This window comes from Micromonospora sp. NPDC049359, assembly GCF_044466585.1.
Classification (GTDB): domain Bacteria; phylum Actinomycetota; class Actinomycetes; order Mycobacteriales; family Micromonosporaceae; genus Micromonospora.
This window is the reverse complement of sequence record NZ_JBITMW010000025.1, coordinates 1-4,576: the sequence shown is the minus strand read 5'-3', so window position 1 is coordinate 4,576 and position 4,576 is coordinate 1. Positions and strand designations below refer to the sequence as shown.

At 75.0% G+C, this 4,576-nt stretch carries 1 protein-coding gene; it reads left to right on the top strand.

The window, feature by feature from the left end; genetic code table 11:
- The first annotated feature begins 735 nt into the window (after positions 1–735).
- On the top strand, positions 736–4,332 hold the full coding sequence (locus tag ACIBTX_RS32395; RefSeq protein WP_396833404.1) for an ATP-binding cassette domain-containing protein: 3,597 nt from the start codon (positions 736–738) through the stop codon (positions 4,330–4,332).
- The last annotated feature ends 244 nt before the right edge of the window (positions 4,333–4,576 follow it).

Genomic DNA, 4,576 nt, shown 5'->3' with positions numbered 1-4,576 from the left:
TCGGGGGATCAGGTGACGGGGGTGTCAGCACCTCGTCCGGGCGCTCAAAGTCTGGGGGGCGGCCTGCGAGCGGGGGGCTCGTGGCGGCCGGTCCGTGTGTAACGACCCGGGGGGCGGGGCCATTCCCCGGGGGCTGACGATCCGCGGTGAGCGGGCTCGCCGTGCCGGGAGGGTGTGTAACGACCTGCGGTCCGGGGCCATTCCCGGGGGCTGACGATCCGCGGTGAGCGGGGCTCGTCGTGCCGGGACCGGGTGTAACGACCCGGTGGCCGGGGCCATTCCCGCAGGCGGGGGGCTCGGCCGTGATCCTGCGATCGTCAGGCTGTGTAACGACCTGCGGCCCGCCACGATTCCAGCCCAGCCGTGCGTCCGGTCACCCCCGCGAAGACCCCGTGAACGGACATATCGCCCAGCGGGCGCGATCGGCGTGGCGGGTGCCAAAGCATCCGGGTGGTGATCGACTCGACATCGCCGAAGTCGGGGTATCCGAGGCCGGATGACACCGCGATATCGGTGATGTCGAGTTGATCATGGCCGTCCGGGGCCGGTTGATGCCCCTGGATCGGTGATGTCGAGTCGATCATGGCTGTCCGGGGGCGGGCAGGTCTCGCGCTCCCGTTGTCGGCGCGCCGGGCGATCGGGGATGACCTGCTCAGGGCGGGTAAATCGGTTGAGGGGACCGGGGCGCTGCCGGCACGCTGGGTGTTCCGCCACCCACGTCCGGAGGAACCTCCCATGCGCCTGCTCCGTGATCTGTGGGCCACCTCGCCACGCCGTATGACGCTCGTGGCCATCCTGATCGTGCTGGGCGCCGCCGGTCAGGCGGGCGCGTCCGCGCTGGCCGGCGCGGTGCTCGTACACCGGTCGGCCGTTTCCTTCACGGTCCTCGCCGCCGCGTTGGCCGCCGTGGTGCTCAGCGACCTGGTGGTGAGCCTGGTGATGGCCGGGCTGACCGCCGACTGGTCCGCCGACGTCCGTCGGCGGCTCTGCCGGGTCGCGCTCGGGCAGGATCTGCCGAGCCTCGAGACCACCCCGGTCGGCGAGCTGCTGGACCGCATCGACGGGGATGTCTACCAGGTGGCGTCGGCGGTTCGTAACCAGGGTTCGCGGCTCGCCCAGGGGCTCTGCGTCGGTCTGCTGTCGATGGTCGTCGCGCTCGCCGTGTGGTGGCCGGCCGGCATCGCGATGCTGCTGCTGACTGTGGTGCTCGGGGTGGGGCTGCGCCGACCCACGGCACGGATCGGCCCGGCCCGGATGGTCGAGGAAGAGGCATGGTCCGACCTGGCCGCCGTGATGGAGGAGGCGGTGCACGGCCAGGACGACGTGCGGACCAGCCTGGCCCAGCCGTACGTGCTGCGGCTCTATGCCCGGCGGGCCGCCACCGTGCTGTCCCGCGGCCATCGGGTCTGGGTGCTCTCGGCCAAGGTGGCGACGGTCGCCACCGCCACGATCCGGGTCGGCGTCGGCGCGGTGGTGCTCGGCGGGGCCTGGGCCCTGGCCACCGGCCGGGTCGACGCCGCCCGGCTCACCGCCATCTGGCTGCTCGCCCTGGCCTTCGGGGCCACGGCGGAACACGTCGGCCGGATGGTGCCCGAACTACAGGAGGCCCTCGGCGCGTGGGCCCGCGTGCAGCTGCTCCAGAAGGTTCGGCAGGAACCGGTCGGCGGGGCCACCCCGGTCGAGGGCGACCTGCGCATCCGGGACCTGACGTTCGGGTACGAGGTGAGCGGCCCGGAGAGTGGACGAGGTCCGGCCCTGCGCGGGCTCAGCCTCACCTTCGCGCGGGGACGCTCGTATGCCCTGATCGGGCGTACCGGGTCGGGCAAGTCGACCCTGGCGAAGGTGCTCACCCGGGCCGTGGACGTGCCGCCGGGCACCGTCTTCCTCGGCGGCACCGACCTGTGCGACCTCGACGTGGAGGAGTTGCGCCGCTGGGTGGCGCTGGTGCCGCAGCGCACCGAGATCGTGGCCGGCACGCTCGCCGAGAACGTCGCGCTCTACGACCCGGACCTGCTGGACGCCGCCGCCCGAGCGCTCGACGAACTGGGCCTGGCCGGCTGGATCGCCGAGCTGCCCGACGGATTGGCGACCCGGCTGGGGGAGGGCGGGCACGTGCTCTCCGCCGGGCAGGAACAGTTGGTGGCGTTCGCCCGGATCCTGGTCCGGGACCCGCACGTGGTGATCCTCGACGAGGCCACCGCGCGGTTGGACCCGGTGACCGAGGCGCGGGTGCAGCGGGCCACCGAGCGACTGCTGCGCGACCGGATCGGCATCGTGATCGCGCACCGACTCTCCTCGGTGCGCCGCTGCGACGAGGTGGTGGTGCTCGCCGACGGCGCGGTGGTCGAGGCCGGTCCGTTGGAGACGTCCACGCGGTTCGCCGAGTTGCTGGCGACCAGTCACGCCGCCGTCTACGCCGGCGGGGCGGCGACGTCCCGCACCGGCGGCGGCACCGACCTCCTGACCGGCCCGAGCACCGCCGGCACCGACCTGCTGGCCGACCCGAACACGGCGGGCACCGACCTGCTGGCCGGTCGGGACAGGGCCGGCCCGAACACCGCCGGTCGGGACACCGCTGGCTCGGTTGATGCGGCGGTGGCGGGGGCCGGGTCGGCGTCGGCGTCGCGTACCGACCCGCCGCCGTTGCCGCCGACGCCGCCGGCGCGGACCTTCCGGGAGATCATCCGGCTCTGCACCAACGATCCCCGGTACGGAGCCGCCGCGATCGCCCTGTTCCTCGGACTCAGCCTGCTGGGGCTGGATGGTCCGCTGCTGCCGTGGCTGTGGGCCGACCTGGTCGACGGCTCCGGCAGTCCGTACCTGCCCGCGTTGGGCATCGTGGCCGGGCTGCTGGTCACCCTGCCGCTGCCGTTCTACACACACGTGTGGTTTCCGCACTGGTGGGTGCGGCAGATGCTGCGGATCGGCCTGCGGCTGGTGCACGGCCAGACCGGCCCTCGCCGGGTCAGCTCGCACAGCCCGGCGGAGGTGGTGGCCCAGGGCGGCGACACCGAGCGGGTGGTGCAGCTCGCCGACAACGTGTTGGACCAGACCGTGGCGGTGGTGCTGGTGGTGGCCATGACGGCGGTCACCGGCAGCGTCGTACCGGGGCTGTTCTTCCTCGGCACGATGGTGGTCTCCGGCCTGGCCGCGACGTTGTTCGGGCCGAAGCTGGAGCGCGCGGCGCGGGCGACCGTCGCGGCGCGGGCCGCCTTCGCCACCGCGTTGGTCTCCGCGCTCTCCGCGGCGCGGACGGTCAAGCTCGCCGGCGCGACGTCAGCGGTGCTGCGTCACCTGTCCGACCTGGACGTGCTGCGCAGTGACCGGCAGCGCCGGGAGATCGCCGTCCAGGTGTGGTCCCGGTCGACGCCGGCGGTGGTCAGCGGGCTGCTGCCGATCGGCGCGTGGGCCCTCTACCTGGGCGGCGAACTGTCGGCCGGCACGGTGCTGGTGGCCGTCTCCACGCTGGGCGCGGCCCGGTGGTTCGCCTGGACCACCGCGTCGTTGATCTCCCAACTGCCGTCGGCGCGGGTGTGGACCCGGCGGACGGTGGCGATGACGGGCGTGGGGGCGTACTCGGTGGGGGTGCCGGCGGTCGACCTGGCCGGCGGCACCGCGCCCGCGCCGACGCCGCCGCCGCGCCGCCCGCTGCGCCGACTGGAGCTGCGCGGCTTCTCGGTGGTGCACTCCGACGGCACGGTCGCCGTGCGCGACGTGGACCTGACGGTTCAGCGCGGGCAGTTGGTGCTGGTCGTCGGGCCGGTCGGAGCGGGCAAGTCCTCGCTGCTGCGGGCCCTCGCGGGCATCGTGCACCACACCGGCGAGCTGCGGTGGAACGGTGACACGGTCACCGAGCCCGAGCTGTTCCTACGCCCCAACCAGGTCGGTTACGTCGGTCAGCTACCCCGGGTGCTCTCCGGCACGGTGGTCGAGAACATCGCGCTCGGCCACCAGGTGGACGCGGCGGACGCGGTCAGCACGGCGCAGCTCGACCACGACCTGGCCGCCGCCGGGGGTGGGCTGGGCCTGCTCATCGGGCACAAGGGCACCCGGCTCTCCGGCGGGCAGCTCCAGCGGCTGGCCCTGGCCCGGGCGCTGGCGCCGCGTACCGAACTGCTGGTCGCGGACGACGTGTCGTCGGCGCTGGACGTCACGACGGAGCTGGCGCTGTGGCAGGCGCTGCGGGCGCACGGCGTGACCGTGGTGGGGTCCACCGCCAAGCGTGCCGCGTTGGTCCGGGCCGACCACGTGGTGGTGTTGGGGGAGGGCACGGTGGCGGCCCAGGGGACCTGGCGCGAGCTGGAGGGCGACTGGTCGCACCTCGCCGGCTGAGAGCCGGGGTCGGGGGGGGGGGGGGGGGGGCCCCCCCCCCCCCCCCCGGGGGGGGGGGGGGGGGGGGGGGGGGGGGGGGGGGGGGGGGGGGGGGGGGGGGGCCGGGGGGGGGGGGGGGGGGGGGGGGGGGGGGGGGGCCGGGGGGGGGGGGGCGGGGGGGCCCCCGGCCCGGCCCCCCCGCGCCCGCGCCGACGCCGCCGCCGCGCCGCCCGCTGCGCCGACTGGAGCTGCGCGGCTTCTCGGT